Origin of the sequence: Rhodoferax sp. (genome assembly GCF_023701345.1) — a bacterium.
Lineage (GTDB): Bacteria > Pseudomonadota > Gammaproteobacteria > Burkholderiales > Burkholderiaceae_C > Rhodoferax.
This window is the reverse complement of sequence record NZ_JAMPXE010000078.1, coordinates 1-16,175: the sequence shown is the minus strand read 5'-3', so window position 1 is coordinate 16,175 and position 16,175 is coordinate 1. Positions and strand designations below refer to the sequence as shown.

At 60.5% G+C, this 16,175-nt stretch carries 22 protein-coding genes and 1 tRNA gene; 8 read left to right on the top strand and 15 right to left on the bottom strand.

What is annotated here, in order from left to right:
- Both NDI87_RS11500 and NDI87_RS11495 read left to right on the top strand, forming a co-directional pair.
- Positions 1-158 (top strand): DUF815 domain-containing protein (locus NDI87_RS11500; protein WP_296275349.1); only part of this gene is annotated, 158 nt, incomplete at its 5' end.
- A complete protein-coding gene (locus NDI87_RS11495; RefSeq protein WP_296275345.1) occupies positions 155-640 on the top strand; it encodes an NUDIX domain-containing protein in 486 nt (161 codons plus the stop codon). The genes NDI87_RS11500 and NDI87_RS11495, both read left to right, overlap by 4 nt.
- 147 nt (positions 641-787) lie before the next feature.
- Here the strand turns inward: NDI87_RS11495 and NDI87_RS11490 are convergent, their stop codons facing one another.
- The 7 genes from NDI87_RS11490 to ftsY form a co-directional block, all read right to left on the bottom strand.
- Positions 788-991 carry a DNA gyrase inhibitor YacG gene (locus tag NDI87_RS11490; protein WP_296275344.1) on the bottom strand — a complete coding sequence of 68 codons (204 nt, stop codon included), beginning with the start codon at positions 989-991 and terminating at the stop codon, positions 788-790.
- Positions 988-1,743 carry a cell division protein ZapD gene (gene zapD, locus NDI87_RS11485; RefSeq protein WP_296275343.1) on the bottom strand — a complete coding sequence of 252 codons (756 nt, stop codon included), beginning with the start codon at positions 1,741-1,743 and terminating at the stop codon, positions 988-990. Before zapD ends, NDI87_RS11490 begins: the two co-directional genes overlap by 4 nt.
- 13 nt (positions 1,744-1,756) lie before the next feature.
- The gene (gene coaE, locus NDI87_RS11480) at positions 1,757-2,383 is read right to left on the bottom strand and encodes a dephospho-CoA kinase (RefSeq protein ID WP_296275342.1); all 627 of its coding nucleotides are present in this window, start codon (positions 2,381-2,383) and stop codon (positions 1,757-1,759) included.
- Between the two features lie 3 nt (positions 2,384-2,386).
- On the bottom strand, positions 2,387-3,229 hold the full coding sequence (locus NDI87_RS11475; RefSeq protein ID WP_296275341.1) for an A24 family peptidase: 843 nt from the start codon (positions 3,227-3,229) through the stop codon (positions 2,387-2,389).
- Positions 3,229-4,446 (bottom strand): type II secretion system F family protein, encoded by a 1,218-nt coding sequence (locus NDI87_RS11470; RefSeq protein ID WP_296275340.1) that lies wholly within the window; start codon positions 4,444-4,446, stop codon positions 3,229-3,231. Before NDI87_RS11470 ends, NDI87_RS11475 begins: the two co-directional genes overlap by 1 nt.
- A gap of 128 nt (positions 4,447-4,574) precedes the next feature.
- Positions 4,575-5,264 carry a dienelactone hydrolase family protein gene (locus NDI87_RS11465; protein WP_296275348.1) on the bottom strand — a complete coding sequence of 230 codons (690 nt, stop codon included), beginning with the start codon at positions 5,262-5,264 and terminating at the stop codon, positions 4,575-4,577.
- A gap of 24 nt (positions 5,265-5,288) precedes the next feature.
- Positions 5,289-6,410 (bottom strand): signal recognition particle-docking protein FtsY, encoded by a 1,122-nt coding sequence (gene ftsY, locus NDI87_RS11460; protein ID WP_296275339.1) that lies wholly within the window; start codon positions 6,408-6,410, stop codon positions 5,289-5,291.
- Between the two features lie 29 nt (positions 6,411-6,439).
- Here ftsY and NDI87_RS11455 point away from each other — a divergent pair, with 29 nt between their 5' ends.
- From NDI87_RS11455 to NDI87_RS11430, 6 genes are read left to right on the top strand one after another with little or no spacing between them, the layout of a single operon-like run.
- Positions 6,440-7,879 (top strand): pitrilysin family protein, encoded by a 1,440-nt coding sequence (locus tag NDI87_RS11455; protein ID WP_296275338.1) that lies wholly within the window; start codon positions 6,440-6,442, stop codon positions 7,877-7,879.
- 20 nt (positions 7,880-7,899) lie between these two features.
- A complete protein-coding gene (locus NDI87_RS11450; protein WP_296275337.1) occupies positions 7,900-9,279 on the top strand; it encodes a pitrilysin family protein in 1,380 nt (459 codons plus the stop codon).
- A gap of 37 nt (positions 9,280-9,316) precedes the next feature.
- Positions 9,317-9,958: a 16S rRNA (guanine(966)-N(2))-methyltransferase RsmD gene (gene rsmD, locus NDI87_RS11445; protein ID WP_296275336.1), complete on the top strand. Its 642-nt coding sequence runs from the start codon at positions 9,317-9,319 to the stop codon at positions 9,956-9,958.
- Between the two features lie 33 nt (positions 9,959-9,991).
- Positions 9,992-10,498 (top strand): pantetheine-phosphate adenylyltransferase, encoded by a 507-nt coding sequence (gene coaD / locus NDI87_RS11440; protein ID WP_296275335.1) that lies wholly within the window; start codon positions 9,992-9,994, stop codon positions 10,496-10,498.
- A 15-nt stretch (positions 10,499-10,513) separates the two neighbouring features.
- Entirely contained in the window at positions 10,514-10,969 is a 456-nt protein-coding gene (locus NDI87_RS11435) for a universal stress protein (RefSeq protein WP_296275334.1), read from the top strand.
- 48 nt (positions 10,970-11,017) lie between these two features.
- Positions 11,018-11,287, top strand: a complete 270-nt coding sequence (locus NDI87_RS11430; RefSeq protein ID WP_296275333.1) for a YfhL family 4Fe-4S dicluster ferredoxin — start codon at positions 11,018-11,020, stop codon at positions 11,285-11,287.
- A gap of 12 nt (positions 11,288-11,299) precedes the next feature.
- Here NDI87_RS11430 and NDI87_RS11425 read toward each other — a convergent pair whose 3' ends face one another.
- From NDI87_RS11425 to NDI87_RS11390, 8 genes are all read right to left on the bottom strand, one after another.
- Entirely contained in the window at positions 11,300-11,524 is a 225-nt protein-coding gene (locus tag NDI87_RS11425; RefSeq protein WP_296275332.1) for a hypothetical protein, read from the bottom strand.
- Positions 11,525-11,783: 259 nt separating this feature from the next.
- Entirely contained in the window at positions 11,784-12,422 is a 639-nt protein-coding gene (pth, locus tag NDI87_RS11420) for an aminoacyl-tRNA hydrolase (protein WP_296275331.1), read from the bottom strand.
- Between the two features lie 82 nt (positions 12,423-12,504).
- The gene (locus NDI87_RS11415) at positions 12,505-13,167 is read right to left on the bottom strand and encodes a 50S ribosomal protein L25/general stress protein Ctc (protein WP_296275330.1); all 663 of its coding nucleotides are present in this window, start codon (positions 13,165-13,167) and stop codon (positions 12,505-12,507) included.
- A gap of 93 nt (positions 13,168-13,260) precedes the next feature.
- Positions 13,261-14,238, bottom strand: coding sequence for a ribose-phosphate pyrophosphokinase (locus NDI87_RS11410; protein ID WP_296275329.1), 978 nt, complete (start codon positions 14,236-14,238; stop codon positions 13,261-13,263).
- Between the two features lie 62 nt (positions 14,239-14,300).
- Positions 14,301-14,377 (bottom strand) — tRNA-Gln (locus NDI87_RS11405).
- 41 nt (positions 14,378-14,418) lie between these two features.
- Complete coding sequence (gene ispE, locus NDI87_RS11400; RefSeq protein WP_296275346.1) at positions 14,419-15,252, bottom strand: 4-(cytidine 5'-diphospho)-2-C-methyl-D-erythritol kinase; 834 nt, start codon at positions 15,250-15,252, stop codon at positions 14,419-14,421.
- A gap of 7 nt (positions 15,253-15,259) precedes the next feature.
- Positions 15,260-15,727 carry a lipoprotein insertase outer membrane protein LolB gene (locus NDI87_RS11395; RefSeq protein WP_296275328.1) on the bottom strand — a complete coding sequence of 156 codons (468 nt, stop codon included), beginning with the start codon at positions 15,725-15,727 and terminating at the stop codon, positions 15,260-15,262.
- Positions 15,728-15,762: 35 nt separating this feature from the next.
- Positions 15,763-16,175 (bottom strand): tetratricopeptide repeat protein (locus NDI87_RS11390; RefSeq protein WP_296275327.1); only part of this gene is annotated, 413 nt, incomplete at its 5' end.

The following is a 16,175-nucleotide window of genomic DNA, read 5'->3' as shown; positions in this document are numbered from 1 at the left end:
TGGCCCAGTGGCTCGGCGCCATGGGTGTCGCGCTGCCGGCCATCGAGGCGGCACGCGCGCAGGCCCTGGTGTGGGCGCTGGAGCGGGGTTCACGCAGCGGCCGTGTCGCCTACCAGTTTGCCCTGGACTACGCAGGCCAGCACGCTGTTGCGGCATGAGCCTGACTGACAACAGCCCCGCAGCGCTGGTGGCCGACGCCGCCGTGCCGCGGGTCGGTGGCGTCGACCGGGCCGTGGTTGATGTGGCCGTGGGTGTGCTGATCCGGCAGGACGGCAACTTTTTGCTGACGTCGCGCCCCGCTGACAAGGTGTACGCCGGTTACTGGGAGTTTCCCGGCGGCAAGTTCGAGCCGGGCGAGTCGGTGCAGCAGGCGCTGCAACGTGAGCTCCAGGAGGAACTTGGTATTCACATTGACCAGATTGAACCCTGGCGGCAGGAACTGGTGGATTACCCGCACGCGCTGGTGCGACTGCATTTTTGCAAAGTGTGGCATTGGTCGGGTGAGCTGCAAATGCGCGAGGCCCAGTCCTTTGCCTGGCAGCGCCTTCCTGTGTCGGTGAGCCCGGTGCTGCCTGGAACCGTGCCGGTGCTGCAGTGGCTGGCCGAAGAACACGAAAAAGCAGGTTCTACTGCTGGGTAAACGCTGATTGGCTGGTTCGTTAATTCGTTAGTGCGGCCCGCTCAGCAGAAGTCTTTGGCGGCTTCCTCATACTGGCGTACCAGAAATCGTCAGCTGCCCCTGCCGGTTACCACGCCGGTTCAAGCGAGAACCACCCGCTAAGCTCTTTTATTCCGGCGCAAAGTCTTCTGGCGGGGCCGCGGCCGGCACGGCAAACTGCTCGCTGGCCCAGGCGCCCAGGTCGATCTGTTTGCAGCGCTCGCTGCAAAACGGCCGATAGGGGTTGGTGGCAGCGTAGACACTGGCACCGCCACAACCCGGACAGGTGACGATTTTGACCGGGATGCTGGCTTGCCTGGCGGGATTGCTCATGCGCACAAGGCCAGCTCCAGGCTGACATCTTCGTTGATGGCTTGCAGCCGATTGTCTTGATCCTGGTGCAGCAGTCGCACCGACACCATCAGCCGGTTGCCGCTGATTTCGGGCACCAGTTCAAGGCTGTCATCGAGCGCCAGCCGCAGCAACAAAAAGGTGCGTCCCTGGGGCAGGCTTTGTTGCAGCTGGCCGTTGTTGACGATGACTTTTTGTGGTGCGCCGGAGCCGCGCAACAACTTGAGCAAGACGTGCACGGCATCGGCCATGGGCTTCAGCGACAGGGCCCATTGCTGCAATTGGGCTTGTCGAAAAGCAGGGGACTTGTGCTGCCAGGCGTGGTAAGTGGGCAGATCAAAGCCGCAGGTGCCACCCGGAATGACGATGCGACTGCGAATGGCCATGAGCCAGTCGTTTTCGGTCAGGGCTTGCCCCACTTTGCCGGGCCGGTTGTTCAGGGCTTCAAAGCACTGGTCCAGTTGCTGGATCACTTCATCGAGCGCTGCCTCGGCAATGGCCGGGTTGCCGCGGTACCTGTCGAGGGTATGTTGTTGCTTGTCGAGGTCTTTGAGCAGATCGGATTTGAGGTCGGCGCGCGTGCTGACTTCCAGGATTTCGAACATGCTTGCCAGCGCAAAGTGGTGATCCATGGCCGTCACGCGCGGCAACAATTGCTGCAATTGGATGAAAAGATGTTCCAGTCGCAAATAAGTGCGAATGCGTTCTTGCAATGGGTATTCGTAAAGGATCACGCTATTCAATCGATCAGTTTGCTGGGACTAATGATAGCTTGAAGCGGGGCGCCAGGGCTGTCACTTCGGCGCTTAAACCCTCACGCGTCAGGCCATCGTTGAAAATCACGCTGTCAGCCGCCTGCAAACGGCGCAGGCGACTGCTTTGGGCGGCGATGATGGCCTCGACCGCCGCACGCGCCAGTCCATTGCGTGCCATCACCCGCGTGATCTGGGTTTCTGCCAGGCAATCCACCACCAGCACATGGTCCACTTTTTGTCGCCAGCTGACTGACTCCACCAGCAAGGGCACATCAAACACCAGGCAGGGGTAAGCCGCCTGCTCGGCGGCACCGGCCTGGCGCCGGGTTTCTTCGGCCACCAGCGGGTGGATGATGGCTTCCAGGCGTTGCTTGGCGCCGGGGTCGCTGAAGGCCAGGGTACGCATGCGCTCGCGGTCCATGGCGCCATCGGCGGAAATGAATTCGGGGCCAAATTGTTGGGTGATGGCCGCTACCGCCAGACCGCCGGGAGCGGTGAGCGAACGGGCGATGGCATCGGCATCCACGATGGCGGCACCCAATTGGGCCAGCAGGGCCGCCACGGTGCTTTTGCCGCTGCCAATGCCACCCGTCAACCCGACATGAAACGGTGCGCGCACGTTTTACAAGCCGACGGCCTTGAGCATGGCGTTGGGGCCCGCCAGCAAGGCGGTCAGTCCGGCACCCGCCAAAAACGGGCCAAACGGGACATAGCCACCTTCGCGCAGATTTTTCGAGAATTTCATGGCGATACCCACCACGGCGCCGATCACGGAAGCCATCAGGATGATGGGAATCAGCGCCTGCCAGCCAAACCAGGCGCCCAGGGCGGCAAAAAGCTTGAAGTCGCCATAACCCATGCCTTCCTTGCCGGTGACCAGTTTGAAGGCCCAGTACACCAGCCAGAGCGACAGGTAACCCGCCACTGCGCCCCAGAAGGCATCGTTCAGATTGACGTTGCCCAGTTGCAGGGCGGCAACAGCCAGGCCGGCCCACAGCAGCGGCAGCGTGATGTCGTCGGGCAACAAGGTGGTGTCCCAGTCAATCATGCCGAGCGCCACCAGGGCAGCACAGAAACCACACCAGACCAGGGCGGTCGCCGTCGCACCCCATTGCCAGCCACACCACAGGAAGAGCAGACCGGTGGCCAGTTCAACCAGCGGGTAGCGCAGGCTGATGCCCGCCTGGCAATGGCCGCAGCGCCCGCGCAGCACCAGGTAACTCAGCACCGGAATGTTTTCAAACCAGGCCAGCTGGTGATCGCAACTTTGGCAGCGCGAGCGCGGCACGAGCAGGCTGAAGGGCGCTTTTTCCGGCAAGGTTTTTCCCTGCATGTCGGCGCATTCGGCTTGCCACTGGGCTTCCAGAATGACCGGCAGGCGGTAAATAACGACATTGAGAAAGCTGCCGATCAGCAGGCCCAAAATGCCCAGCAGGCCCGCGTCCAGACTTTGTATCCCTATCATCAGACCACCTGACCGAGCTTGAAGATGGGCAGGTACATGGCCACCACAATGCCGCCAATGACAGTGCCCAGAATCACGATGATGATGGGTTCCATCAGGCTCGATATGCCCGCCACCATGTCGTCCACTTCCGCTTCATAGAAGTCGGCTGACTTGCCCAGCATGTGGTCGATGGAGCCCGATTCTTCGCCGATGGCGCACATTTGCAGCACCATCGAGGGGAACAGGTTGACGTTGGTCATGGCCTGTGTAAGCGCCGTGCCGGTGGAGACTTCCTGCTGGATTTTGACGGTGGCCATCTCAAACACCGAGTTGCCTGCAGCTCCACCCACCGAGTCCAGCGCCTCGACCAGCGGCACGCCGGCGGCAAACATGGTGGACAGGGTTCGCGTCCAGCGGGCAATGCAGGATTTTTCCACGAGCACCCCGAAGATGGGCAATTTCAGCATGATGCGGTCCATGATGACCTGCATTTTCTTGTTGCGCCGCCAGGCTTGCATGAAAAAATAAATCGTGCCACCGATGCCGCCAAAAATCAGCCACCAGTACTGCACGAAAATCTCGCTGATGGCGATCACCGCCAGGGTCGGTCCGGGCAGGTCTGCGCCAAAATTGGAAAACACCTCCTTGAACGCCGGCACCACAAAAATCATGATCACGGCGGTCACGACAAAAGCCACGACCAGCACCGAGATGGGGTACATCAGGGCCGATTTGATCTTGGATTTCATGGCCTCGGTTTTTTCCATGTAAACCGCCAGCCGGTCCAGCAACTGGTCCAGGATACCTGCCGCTTCGCCGGCCTCGACCAGGTTGCAGTACAGGTTGTCAAAGTACAGCGGGTACTTGCGAAACGCCACACTCAGCGAGGTTCCGGTTTCGACATCGTTGCGGATGTCGTTGAGCAGCCGGGTCACACTCGGGTTGGGGTTGCCCCGGCCGACAATGTCAAAGGCCTGCAGCAGCGGCACACCGGCTTTCATCATGGTGGCCAACTGGCGCGTAAAAATGGCCATGTCCTTGGGCTTGATGGACTTGCCCGCGCTCATGCGCCTTTTTTTGATCTTGAGGGGCATGATGCCCTGGCGTCGCAAGGAGGACTGCACCTGGTTTTCGCCCCCGGCGCGGGTTTCCCCCCGGACCTGTTTTCCGTTGCGGTCCTTGCCCTCCCACTCAAAGACAAATTCCTTGGTGGCTTTTGTTTTTTCGGTTGCCATAAAGTGGTTGAAAGCTTAAGTTAAAGGTTCCTGCATGTGCACACGCGTTTCAGCAAATCAAGCGCTATTTTCACTTTTTTCACGTCCCGCTTGTAGAACTCGTTGAAACCAGCGAACGGCGGTTGTTTTCAGGTCACTTGAGGGGCCAGCACCTGACTCAGAAAAACGGCGATGTCGGCAACTTCACGCGGGTGCAGGCTGTGCGGCATCGGGTAGCTGTGCCATTGCACCGGGTAACCCAGTTTGACCAGCAGGTCGCGACTGGCTTCGCCACGGGCGGGGGCCACCACCGGGTCCTGGCTGCCGTGCGCCATGAAGATCGGGGTGTGGGCATTGGCCGCGGTGCGCTCCGCTGCAAAGTGCTCGGCCAGCGGCAGGTAGCCCGACAGCGCCATGATACCGGCCAGTGCCTGGGGAAAGCGCAGCCCGGTGTGCAGCGCCATGGCACAGCCTTGCGAGAATCCGGCCAGCACAATGCGGCTGGCCGGGATGCCGCGCGCCATTTCCCGCTCGATCAGTGCCGTGATCGCCTTTTCTGACGTCCGAATGCCCGCTGCGTCCTGGCGACTGATCAGGTCGGTGCCGAGGATGTCGTACCAGGCGGGCATCACATAGCCGCCGTTGATGGTGACGGGGATCTCGGGGGCATGCGGAAAAATGAAACGGATGGCGGGGCAGCCAGTGAGGTCAAGCTCGGGCACCAGGCCGGCAAAGTCATTGCCATCAGCGCCCAGGCCATGCAGCCAGATCACGGCGGCGCTGGGCTTGGGGGCGGTGTCGATCTGGATATGGGGGAGCAGTGTTGTCATGTGGGTCAGGGTGTGGAAGGTTCGGCGCGGGGGTTAGGACAGCAGCGCCTGGGCAAATTCACGGGCGTTGAAGGTTTCCAGGTCCTCCAGTTTTTCACCGACACCGATGAAATACACGGGGATGGGGCGCTCACGCGCAATGGCGGCCAGCACGCCGCCCTTGGCGGTGCCGTCGAGCTTGGTCACGATCAGGCCGGTCAAACCCAGCGCGTCATCAAAGGCCTTGACCTGCGTGAGTGCGTTTTGCCCGGTGTTGCCGTCGATCACCAGCAGCACCTCGTGGGGCGGTGTGGCGATGGCGGGTTCATCGGTCGTGCTGGCGGCTTCAGTCAGGTTGTCACGCGCTGGACCGGCTTTCTGGATCACGCGTTTGATCTTGACCAGCTCCTGCATCAGGTGCAACTGGGTGGGCAGCCGTCCGGCGGTGTCCACCAGCACCACGTCGCGGCCACGGGCCTTGCCGGCGCTCACCGCATCGAAGGCGACGGCAGCCGGGTCGCCGCCTTCCTGGCTGATGATGTCCACCGCCGTGCGGTCAGCCCAGACGCCCAATTGCTCGCGCGCCGCCGCCCGGAAGGTGTCGGCAGCGGCCAGCAGCACGCTGGCATGGTTGACGGCCAGATGCCGCGTGAGCTTGCCAATGGAGGTGGTTTTGCCCGCGCCATTGACACCGGCGACCATGATCACGGTGGGTTTGAAACGGCCGATCTCCAGTGATTTTTGTAGCGGCGCCAGCAGTTCGGTGAGGGACGCCACCAGCAGGCCCTTGACGGCAGCCGGGTCGGTGGTTTTGCTCTCCTTGACGCGGCGTTTCAGGTCTTGCAGCAAATGCTCGGTGGCCTTGACGCCGGTGTCGGCCATCAGCAGGGCGGTCTCCAGGTCTTCATAGAGTGCATCGTCAATCTGTGTGCCGGTGAAGACAGTGGCAATGCTGCTGCCGGTTTTGCGCAAACCCGCCTTGAGCTTGTCGATCCAGGATTTGCGCTCGGGGGGGGACGAAGATTCTGCCGTGAGCGCCTGGCCGGAGGCCGCAAGCGGTGACTCCGGCACGGCATCGGGCACTGGCGTCGTGGCGGGTTGGGCCAGCGCATCCGGGATGGCGCTGGCGACGGCAGGGTGTGGGGCAGGGGGCTTTTTTTTGAAAAAACTGAACATTTTTTTGGTTCGTGGTATCACTGCATTCTATGAAACACAACGCACCTGATTTGAACCCCCGAAACTTGACCCGTCTGGGTGCTGCATGGCTGGTCTGGGCCACCCTGTCGACTGCCAGTGCCCAGGCATCTGTTGCGCCCGCGTCACCCCCTGTCCAGGCCCAGCAGTTCATGCTGGCCAACGGCATGAGTCTTATCGTCAAACCCGACCGGCGCGCCCCCACGGCCGTGCACATGCTGTGGCTGCGCGCCGGCTCGATGGACGAAGTGGATGGCAGCTCGGGTGTGGCGCACGTGCTGGAGCACATGCTGTTCAAAGGCACGCCCAGCGTTCCGGTCGGTGAGTTTTCGCGCCGTGTGGCGGCCCTGGGCGGACGCGACAACGCGTTTACCAGCCAGGACTACACCGGCTATTACCAGCAAATCCCTGCTGCCCGACTGGCCGATGTGATGGCGCTTGAAGCCGACCGTTTTGCCAATAACCAGTGGTCCGACGAGGAATTTAAAAAAGAGCTTGAAGTGGTCAAGGAAGAGCGCCGCCTGCGCACCGACGACAACCCGCGGGCGCTCATGAATGAAGCCCTGCATGCGGCTGTTTTCGTGGCCTCACCGTACCGCCGCCCGATTGTTGGCTGGATGAGTGACCTGGAATCCCTGACGCCCGACGATGCCCGCGCTTTTTACCAGCGCTGGTATGTGCCGGCCAATGCCGCCGTGGTGGTGGCGGGTGATGTGGAGGTGGCGGAGGTGCGCCGCCTGGCTGAAAAATACTATGGGCACATTCCCGCGCGGGCGGTGCCCGAACGCAAACCGCGCGTGGAGCCCGCGCAAACAGGCCTCAAACGGATCGCCATCAAAGCGCCGGCCGAGCAGGCCATGGTGACATTGGCGTTTAAAGTGCCATCGTTCCAGTCCTTTAAGGGCGGGCAGGACGAATCCGACGCGCTGGCACTGACTGTGTTGTCTGCCGTGCTCGACGGCTACAGCGGCGCCCGGCTGGAGCGCGCCCTGACCCAGGGCGCCGACCGGGTGGCCGACAGCGCCGGCGCCGACAACGGTTTGTGGGGACGTGGCCCGCAGTTGTTCCTGTTGTCGGGGGTGCCTGCCCCGGGCAAAACAGCTGAGCAGGTGGAGGCCGCACTGCGCGCGCAGGTGGCACGCATTGCCGCTGAAGGTGTCTCAGAGGCCGAGCTTGCCCGCGTCAAAACCCAATGGGTGGCCAGTGCGGTTTACAAGCTCGATTCAGTATTTAACCAGGCGCGCGAATTGGGCACCAGTTGGGTCCAGGACCAGCCGCTGGATGCCCATGAACGTTTGATTGAGCGCCTGCGCGCCGTGACGGCGGAACAGGTCAGGGCGGTGGCGGGAAAATACTTTGGCGACGATCAGTTGACCGTGGCCCGCTTGCTGCCGCAGCCGTTGGACAAAACCGGTAAACCGCGCACCGCACCAGCTGGCAGCAGACATTAAAACAATTCCAGATTGAATCCATGATCACGCTCAAAAAAATAACGCTTCACGCGGTGTTGACCGCCTTGGCCAGTCTTTTGTATATGCAGGCCGCCATGGCCGGCATTGCCATTGAGCACTGGATCCAGCCCAGCGGCGCCCAGGTGTTTCTGGTGCAAAGCCACGCCATCCCGATGGTCGATGTCCAGCTTGACTTTGATGCCGGCAGCCGCCGCGATCCGGCCGAACAAGCCGGGCTGGCCAGTGTGACCGCCAGTCTGAGCGGCATGGGCGTGCTGGCCAACCCGGCGCGGGGCGAAGCGGCGCTGGACGAAAACGCGCTGGGTGAGGCCTGGGCCGACCTGGGCGCGAGCTTTGGCGGCCACGCCAGCAGCGACCGCATGAGCTTTGCGCTGCGCTCGCTGACCTACCCTGATTTGCTGTCTCAGGCCGTGCAACTGGCGGCGCGGCAACTCGCCGAGCCGGCTTTCCCCCAGAACGTCTGGCAGCGCGAGCGCGAAACCATGATTGCTGCCATCAAGGAGGCCAATACCCGTCCGGCGACGCTGGCCCAGCGCGCGTTCGACCAGGCTGTTTACGGTTCGCACCCTTATGGTTATGACACGACCGAGGCCAGTTTGCAGCGCATCGAGACCTCGCACATGGCGGCCCTCTATCGGCAGTCGATTCAGCCTTGCCGCGCCAAAGTCACGCTGGTGGGGGCCTTGACGCGTGCGCAGGCCGACACGCTGGTGACACAACTGCTTGCCAGACTGGCGGGGCCAGAGACAGCAGCGGCAGCTTCCTGCCCGGCGCTGCCTGCGCTGGCTGAGGTGGCGCCGCTGAAGCAGGCCAGCGAGCAGCGCATCGCGTTTGACTCGGCCCAGGCCCATGTGCTGCTGGGCCAGCCTGGCTACAAACGCAACGACCCTGATTTTTTTGCCATGCTGGTGGGCAATTACATCCTGGGGGGCGGTGGTTTTGTCTCGCGGCTGACGCATGAGGTGCGGGAAAAACGGGGCTTGAGCTACAGCGTCTACAGCTACTTTGAACCCGGGCTGCATGCGGGCGCTTTCACCATCGGCTTGCAAACCCGCCCCGACCAGGCCGATCAGGCCTTGCAGGTATCACGCGAGGTGCTGGCCCGCTTTGTCACCGATGGCCCCACCGAGGCCGAGCTGCAGGCCGCCAAGGACAACCTGATCGGCGGTTTTGCCCTGCGTCTGGACAGCAACCGCAAACTGCTTGACAACGTGGTCAACATCGCCTGGAACAACTTGCCGCTCGATTATCTTGACACCTGGACGCAGCGCGTTCAGGGCATCACACGGGCTGATGTCAAGGCGGCCTTCCAGCGCAAGCTCCAGCCCGGGAAGATGGTGACCGTGGTGCTGGGTGGGGCAGGAGGAGCGCCCACGTGAGTCCTCTGGAGGGGTTTCCGCGGGTAAGATGCCGGGCATGAAGCGAGCCCCCTCAGAACCCAAAGATCGTCCCCCCCGGGCACCTCGTCCGCGCGCGGTGCAAAGCCATGAAGTGCGCATCATTGGCGGCCAGTACAAGCGCAGCAAATTGCAAGTGGCCGACAAGCCCGGTTTGCGCCCGACACCGGATCGGGTGCGGGAAACCCTGTTCAACTGGTTGGGGCAGGACCTGAGCGGCTGGCGCTGTCTGGATGCTTTTGCCGGCACGGGGGCGTTGGGCTTTGAGGCTGCGTCACGCGGTGCCGCGCAGGTGCTGCTGGTCGAGCAGGATGCTGCACTGGTGGCGCAACTCAGACGTGTGCAAACACAGTTGAAGGCGGATGCCGTTCAGGTGGTGCGTGGCGAAGCGGTGGCGTCGCTGCGCCACGCACCCGCTGGCGGTCTGGACCTGATCTTTCTGGATCCACCCTTTGACTCGGAATTGTTTGAAGCCGCCGCGCAAGCTGCGGCCCCGGCGCTGAAAGCCACCGGTTTTCTTTATCTGGAGGCGCCCAAACGCTGGTCTGACGAGCAGCTGCAGGCGCTGGGTTTGCAGCTGCATCGTCACCTCAAGGCGGGCATGGTGCACGCGCATTTGCTCAAGCGCATCGAATCAGTCCCCGCGCCAGCGGGTTCATAATGTCCGCATGACCACTGAAACTCACTATTTGCCATGGCCAATGATCTGATCGCCGTTTATCCGGGTACCTTTGATCCGATCACCCTGGGCCACGAGGACGTGGTGCGCCGTGCGGCCCAGTTGTTCAGTCATGTGATTGTGGCGGTGGCGGCAGGGCACCACAAAAAGGCCATGTTTTCACTTGAGGAACGACTCGACATGGCGCGTGAGGCGGTCAAACCCTATGCTGGCGTGCAAGTGGCAAGTTTTGATGGCTTGATGCGTGACTTTGTGGTCTCCTGTGGCGCCAAGGCGATGGTGCGGGGCCTGCGCGCCGTGACCGATTTTGATTACGAATTTCAATTGGCAGGCATGAACCGCAGCCTGATGCCTGACGTTGAAACCGTGTTTTTGACCCCCGGCGACAAGTACCAGTTTATTTCCAGCACCTTTGTGCGTGAAATTGCCACACTGGGGGGTGAAGTGGATAAATTTGTCTCACCTGCAGTCAACCAGCGACTGCTGGAAAAAGTAAGCCGCCTGGCCCGCAGGCCCCCTTGAATTTTTGGAGAAAACATGAAGATCCTTTTGCCTTTTGATGGCTCTGCTGTCGCCCTGGAAGCGGTGCGTTTCGTCATTCGCATGGCGGCCGATGGCCTCGACACCGGTGTGGTGCTGGCCAATGTGCAGGAGCCTGCCAGCCTGTATGAACTGATGGTGGCGCACGACCCCGAGGTGATCGAGCAGGTCAGCGCGGCGGCCGGGAGCAACACCTTGCAGGCCGCGCGGGTGCTGCTGGATGCAGCCGGGCTGGCTTACGAGGAGGAGGTGGCCTCGGGTGACCCGGCGCATACGCTGGTGGACATTCTTGAAAACTACGGCTGCGATCTGGTGGTGATGGGGGCCAGTGGTACCAGCGCCCTGCGCAGCGCACTGTTGGGCTCAGTTTCCAATGAAGTGCTGCATGCCGCCGGCGTACCGGTGATGATCGTCAAGGGTGCCGAGCAAGACAATGTTGACACCGAGGAATAAGCCAAACTTTTAAAATCAGGGCTTACTTACTTTTGTCTGATTGCGTTTATGGCCCTGTTGATCACCGACGAATGCATCAACTGTGATGTTTGCGAGCCGGAATGTCCCAATGACGCCATTTACATGGGGCAGGATATCTATGAGATCGACCCCGCCAAATGTACCGAGTGTGTGGGCCACTTTGACGAACCGCAATGTGTGCAGGTGTGCCCGGTGAACTGTATTCCGGTCAATCCGGACTTTGTCGAAGACAAAGAAACCCTGTGGCAAAAGTACCGGCGCCTGCAAGCGCAAAGTGCCCAGTCGCCAACTGCTTGATCCTCACCCGGCTTAAGGTTTCGACTTCTTTTTCTGCGCTGCTGGTTTGTCGGAGCCTGGCACTTCAGCAATAAAGGCGTCCGGCTTCTTGTGCTTGGGTTGCCCCCGCTTCGGTGTCAGTGTGATGCTGCTGCCTGTGCTGACGGTGCTGGCTACCGGTTTTTTGGGCCGCGTGGAAGGCCCGGATTGATGACCAGCGAGCAGCCGTTTTTCTTCTGCGATGCGTGTTTGCGCCATGGTTTGTGCCAGCCTGGCCGCTTGTTCTGATGCCGCATCTGTCTGCCGCTTTTGCTCTGGCTGGCGTGGGTCATTCAGCTGCAAGGGTGCAGCACCCGGGCAAGGCACCTGACTGTAAACGTTGCCACAGCGATAAATGGTTTGGGCTTGAGCGCCCAGCGCCAGTGCGGCCCCAGCCAGCATGAGCGCAGCACCAATATGGAATTTTTGCACCTGGATCTCCCCTGCGCCAGGGATTGTGGCGCAAGGCCCAAGCGTATCACGTGTCGTTGGCTGCTGGTGGCTGCGCCGGGGTGGTGACGGGTTTGGGCTTGCCGGGGCGCGGCGGTTTGCTGGTGTGCACCAGGCGGGTGGCTTGTTCCATGTCACCTGCCAAAAATTGGGGCAGGGCCTTGAGGGCGCGGTCAATGGCCTGATCAATGGCAATGCGATGGTCCAGCATGGGTTTTTTAAGCACCCAGTGCAGCACCTCGGCCCGATTGCCAGGGTGACCAATGCCCAGGCGCAGCCGCCAGTACTGGTCTGTGCCCAATTGGGCGTGAATGTCACGCAGACCATTGTGGCCCGCATGGCTACCGCCCAGCTTGAGTTTGGCCTCGCCGGGAGCGATGTCAAGGTCGTCATGGGCAACCAGGATGTCCTGCGGCGGTATCTTGAAAAAGTTGGCCAGCGAAGCCACCGATTTGCCGCTTAAATTCATGAAGGTTTGCGGTGCCAGCAGCCAGACCGACTGGCCCTGGATGCTGGTGCGTGCGACCAGGCCATGGTAGCTTTTGTCGGGCATCAAATTTACCTTGAGTTCTCGCGCCAAGGCATCCAGCCACCAGAAACCGGCGTTGTGACGGGTCTGTTCGTACTCCGGACCAGGGTTGCCCAAGCCTACAAAAAGTCTGATCATGTTGCGATTATCTGAAAAAAAGAATGACTTGCAGGTAAAAAAAAGGGCTCACCAGGTGAGCCCTTTTGATAAGCACAGGCGCTTATTTCTTGTTTGCTTTTTCTGCGGGTTTGGCAGCAGTTTTGGCGGCTGGCTTGGCAGCGGCTTCCGCAGCAGGTTCGGCTACAGCGGCTGGTTCAGCGCCGGCAACAGCCACCACGGAGACCACCACCGGGTTTTTGTCGCTGCCGTGCTTGACGGCCGAAACGCCCTTGGGCAGGCTGATTTCTGCGAGGTGCAGCGACGAGCCTTTCTTCAGGCCGCTCAAGTCCACCTCGATGAACTCGGGCAGGTCGGCCGGCAGGCACAGCACGTCAATTTCGCTGATCACGTGGTTGGCAATGCAGCCTTCGGTCTTGATGGCGGGTGAGTTTTCGTCACCGAAGAAGTGCAATGGCACTTTCATGTGCAGCTTGGTCGAGGCATCGACACGCTGGAAGTCCACGTGCAGGATGAGCTGCTTGAAAGGGTGAACCTGCACGTCGCGCAGCAGCACCGGGCTGCTGGTGTCACCGATTTCCATGGTCAGAACGCTGGAGTGGAATGCTTCTTTTTTCAGCGCATGCCACAGGGCGTTGTGATCAACCTCGATCACTTTGGGGGGCGTTGTGCCACCATAAACAATAGCGGGCGTGCGACCGGTGATGCGGAGACGGCGGCTCGCACCCGTACCCTGCTTGGAACGCTCAAAAGCGGTAAATTTCATAACTGACTCCTGGAAGGGCCCACCGCGACCAGCGGTACCCTGATTGAAAAAGCCGGGCACCTTTGACGGCGGCACCGGCGACTTGAAATCCGATCAGAAAAGGTTTTCCTGATCAGAAAAAAAACTCATCACTGACTTGCCCTTGGCAATGCGCTGAATGGTCTCGCCAATGAGCGGGGCCACACTGAGTTGGCGAATCTTGGGGCAGGCAAGGGCCGTGGCCGACAGGGGAATGGTGTTGGTGACCACCACTTCATCGAGCGCCGCACCGGTGGTGATGCGCTCGATGGCCGGACCTGAAAAAATGGGGTGGGTGCAATAGGCGTACACCTTTTTCGCGCCGCGCTCTTTCAGTACTTCAGCGGCCTTGACCAGGGTGCCGGCGGTGTCGATCATGTCGTCCATGATGACGCAGTTGCGGCCATCAATTTCACCGATCACATGCATCACTTCGCTGACATTGGCCTTGGGGCGACGCTTGTCGATGATGGCCAGATCGCAGTTCAGCTGCTTGGCCAGCGCCCGGGCGCGCACCACGCCACCGACGTCAGGCGACACCACGATCAGGTCGTCGTAGTTTTTTTGTCGCAAGTCACCGAGAAGGACGGGCGAGGCATAAATGTTGTCAACGGGAATGTCAAAAAAGCCCTGGATCTGGTCGGCATGCAGGTCCATCGTCAGGACCCGGGCCACGCCCACGGCTTGCAGCATGTTGGCGACCACTTTGGCAGAAATAGGGACTCGGCTGGAGCGTGGACGGCGATCTTGCCGGGCATATCCAAAATAGGGAATCACGGCGCTGATGCGTTCGGCGGAGGCGCGCTTGAGCGCATCGACCATGATCAGCAGTTCCATCAGGTTTTCGTTGGTGGGGGCGCAGGTGCTTTGCACCACAAAAACGTCGCGTGCACGCACATTTTGTTTGATTTCGACGGTCACTTCACCATCAGAAAACCGGCCTACCTCGGCATTACCCAGGCTAATGTGAAGGTAATGCGCAATATCGTTGGCCAGGGCGGGATTGGCATTGCCTGTAAAAACCATGAAATCAGGGGTTTGATCGGCTTGCATGGAAATCCCAACTTATGAATCGCTGTGGCAGTTTCATGTCTCAAGTGGACATGCGGAAAATTTGGCAGGGGAGGAAGGATTCGAACCTTCGCATGCTGGAATCAAAATCCAGTGCCTTAACCAGCTTGGCGACTCCCCTACGCGGGTTGATCATGAAACATGAGCAACCGATAACTCTTGCTAGCTAGCCCACCCTTGAAGGGGATGAGCTGCCAGATTGCGGCATTGTCTGATGTTAAAACCGGCAAGATCACCAATTTCAAAATCTTCCGCGATCCGCGCAAACACTGAACTTCCGGAGCCTGTCATTCTGGCGTTCAACCCACGATCCTGGCACCAGGAAAGTGCCTGTGTGACAGCGGGGCAAAGCAACTGAGCAACAGGCTGCAAGTCGTTGTGGCCGAAGCCATATGCGTCTGCAGCGAAGTCAGATATTGTAGCGGTTTTGGTGTCCCTTTTTAAGTCCGGATGTGAAAAAATTCGCTGGGTTTGCAAACCATTCCCCGGTTTGACCACCACGAAGCAGGCTGGCGCCAGTGTGATCGGCGCCATCTGTTCACCAATGCCGCTGACCCAGGCGTTGTGACCGCCTAAAAAGAAGGGCACATCGGCGCCGAGTTGCAATCCGATTTGCTGGAGTTGTGCCAGGCTCAACTTGAGCCCCCACAAATGATTGAGTGCCAACAGGGTGGAGGCGGCATCCGAGGAGCCGCCGCCCAGTCCGGCCTGCTCGGGTATGGATTTGGCGATGCCAATGTGAACCCCATGGGGGGTGCCGCTGATCTTTTGCAAGGCGCGTGCGGCGCGCACAATCAGGTCGTTTGCGGGCAGTGGCGTGGTCAGGTCTTCACGGCTGATGGCGCCGCCTGTGCGCAGTTCAAAGTGCAGGGTGTCGCACCAGTCAATCAGCATGAACACAGATTCCAGCAGGTGGTAGCCGTCAGTCCGTCGGCCGACAATGTGCAAAAACAGGTTGAGCTTGGCCGGGGCCGGAATATCAAACAAGGATTTCATCAGGCGTTCAGGGTTCAAGGACGACACGTATTTCGGCAGCGGGTGCGGGGCTGGTGCGTCGGGCAGTAATTTTGCCATCGGTAAATTGCGACTGATCCACCTGCCAGCCGTCCAGGCTCAATAATTCGCCCGCGAGCCAAGTGAACAGTGCAGCCACCGGTACCGGCGTGCCCAGGACGCGTTCGATCAATTCGGCGATGCTGCTGAAAGCATGCGTCTCCGTTCCTGATTGCATGTGTGCCTGTTGGGGTGACCAGGTAATGGCGGCGGCGGTACTGCCCAGCGGGGTAAAAAAGAGCAGCTGCCCTTGCGAGGGTCCACCCTGCAGTTCAAAGCTTGACGAAAAGGCCTGGGGACCTTGCGCCGGGGTGGCCTCGACCCGCACCGACATGCGGCCAATCCAGCGGGCTGTCTGTGCGGCTTTTTCGCCGGGGATGCGGCTGGGCACAGCACAGCCGGTCACGGCAAACAGCAAGCACAGACTCAGCAGTGATGAGGTAAGCCGCTTGCTCACAATTCAACACGCAGACGTTGCAAGGTTGCTTTCAGGGTGTCGTTATCAGGGTTGATCTGAAGGCCTTCACGCCAGATTTTCCTGGCCTCGTCGGGTTGCGCTGTGACCCACAACACCTCGCCCAGATGGGCGGCGATTTCGGCATCCGGTTTCTGCTTGAAGGCGTTGCTCAGCAATTGCAAGGCTTCTTCGTTTTGTCCCATGCGAAATGCGACCCAGGCCAGGCTGTCCATGATGAAGGGGTCGCCGGGCGAGAGCGTCAGTGCTTTTTCAATCAGTTGCCGGGCTTCGGGCAAGCGCTGGCCACGGTCTGCCAGCGCGTAGCCCAGGGCGTTGTAAGCCTGTGGGTCTTCCGGTTTGAGTGTCATCAGTTGACGCAACAGTCGTTCCATTTCCGCCAGATCGTCCA

Excerpts from the sequence above, each read along its gene's own strand:
- NDI87_RS11435 (WP_296275334.1), top strand. The coding sequence starts at position 10,514 with ATGAAGATCCTTTTGCCTTTTGATGGCTCTGCTGTCGCCCTGGAAGCG.
- NDI87_RS11495 (WP_296275345.1), top strand. The coding sequence starts at position 155 with ATGAGCCTGACTGACAACAGCCCCGCAGCGCTGGTGGCCGACGCCGCC.
- NDI87_RS11470 (WP_296275340.1), bottom strand. The coding sequence starts at position 4,446 with ATGGCAACCGAAAAAACAAAAGCCACCAAGGAATTTGTCTTTGAGTGG.
- NDI87_RS11450 (WP_296275337.1), top strand. The coding sequence starts at position 7,900 with ATGATCACGCTCAAAAAAATAACGCTTCACGCGGTGTTGACCGCCTTG.
- NDI87_RS11475 (WP_296275341.1), bottom strand. The coding sequence starts at position 3,229 with ATGATAGGGATACAAAGTCTGGACGCGGGCCTGCTGGGCATTTTGGGC.
- NDI87_RS11415 (WP_296275330.1), bottom strand. The coding sequence starts at position 13,167 with ATGAAATTTACCGCTTTTGAGCGTTCCAAGCAGGGTACGGGTGCGAGC.
- NDI87_RS11425 (WP_296275332.1), bottom strand. The coding sequence starts at position 11,524 with ATGGCGCAAACACGCATCGCAGAAGAAAAACGGCTGCTCGCTGGTCAT.
- ispE (WP_296275346.1), bottom strand. The coding sequence starts at position 15,252 with ATGAAATCCTTGTTTGATATTCCGGCCCCGGCCAAGCTCAACCTGTTT.
- ftsY (WP_296275339.1), bottom strand. The coding sequence starts at position 6,410 with ATGTTCAGTTTTTTCAAAAAAAAGCCCCCTGCCCCACACCCTGCCGTC.
- pth (WP_296275331.1), bottom strand. The coding sequence starts at position 12,422 with ATGATCAGACTTTTTGTAGGCTTGGGCAACCCTGGTCCGGAGTACGAA.
- NDI87_RS11455 (WP_296275338.1), top strand. The coding sequence starts at position 6,440 with ATGAAACACAACGCACCTGATTTGAACCCCCGAAACTTGACCCGTCTG.
- coaD (WP_296275335.1), top strand. The coding sequence starts at position 9,992 with ATGGCCAATGATCTGATCGCCGTTTATCCGGGTACCTTTGATCCGATC.
- NDI87_RS11410 (WP_296275329.1), bottom strand. The coding sequence starts at position 14,238 with ATGCAAGCCGATCAAACCCCTGATTTCATGGTTTTTACAGGCAATGCC.
- rsmD (WP_296275336.1), top strand. The coding sequence starts at position 9,317 with ATGAAGCGAGCCCCCTCAGAACCCAAAGATCGTCCCCCCCGGGCACCT.
- NDI87_RS11430 (WP_296275333.1), top strand. The coding sequence starts at position 11,018 with ATGGCCCTGTTGATCACCGACGAATGCATCAACTGTGATGTTTGCGAG.
- NDI87_RS11490 (WP_296275344.1), bottom strand. The coding sequence starts at position 991 with ATGAGCAATCCCGCCAGGCAAGCCAGCATCCCGGTCAAAATCGTCACC.